This is a genomic window from Falsirhodobacter sp. alg1 (genome assembly GCF_000739715.2).
Classification (GTDB): Bacteria; Pseudomonadota; Alphaproteobacteria; order Rhodobacterales; family Rhodobacteraceae; genus Falsirhodobacter.
This window is the reverse complement of the sequence record NZ_BBJC02000039.1, coordinates 1-858: the sequence shown is the minus strand read 5'-3', so window position 1 is coordinate 858 and position 858 is coordinate 1. Positions and strand designations below refer to the sequence as shown.

General features: G+C 60.4%; 1 protein-coding gene and 1 pseudogene. Both read left to right on the top strand.

The features are described from left to right. Positions 1 to 527 (top strand): thermonuclease family protein (locus tag TR36_RS14025; protein WP_052362709.1); only part of this gene is annotated, 527 nt, incomplete at its 5' end. Between the two features lie 28 nt (positions 528 to 555). After that, a pseudogene (locus TR36_RS14020) lies at positions 556 to 858 on the top strand (nodulation protein NodH); the annotation flags it as partial.

Genomic DNA, 858 nt, shown 5'->3' with positions numbered 1-858 from the left:
GAATGGCGATCGCGCCGCGCCTGAGCGATGAATTGGCCGATGGCCGTAACCTGACCATGCTGGTGCAACTGCGCTGGCTTGCGGTTGCAGGGCAGGTGGCGACGATTGCGATCGCCACCCTTTTTCTTGATATCAAGCTGCCGCTGGTTCCGATGGGACTTGTGCTTGCCGGCCTCATCGCCATGAACCTTGTCAGCAGAACACGGTTCCGGCATTGGCGATGGGCCGCTGCGGCCGAAATGGTCGTGGATGTGCTGGCATTGACGACCCAGCTTGGGAAGATGATTGGCACACAGCAGGTAACTTGCGAGAAGACCGATACTGATAGGTACGGCCGGTCGATTGCAACGTGCAAGGCCGGAGATGTCAGCATCAATACGTGGATGGTCCGGAATGGCTGGGCCGTGGCCTATCGTCAATACGGCGGAGAGATCTACGGCGCGAATGAAGATGCGGCAAGGAATGACCGCGCAGGGATATGGGCCAGTTCATTCGACATGCCGTGGGATTGGCGCAAGGCACATTGAACACGCCTTGCGACATCGGCTTTGACATATGGCCGTCACCGAGGCACTGGCCCGCATCGACCGGTTCGATTTTGCGCGCATTCCGAATTTCGAGCCGCGCCGCGGTCCGTCGGTTCCGACTTTTGTCGCAGCCAAGGATGCCCCGGCCATGTATCTGCCGATGCGGAACGGGCCGGATGAACAGGTCGTGGCATGGCTGTCCGAATTGGGGGATGGCGTCATCGAACGGATGGACCAGCGTTCGTTGCGCCAATGGCGGGAGGCACAGGGTGCCCCGTTGAGCTTTACCGTATTGCGGCACCCCTTGGCGCGGGCCTATGCGGCGTTTTCC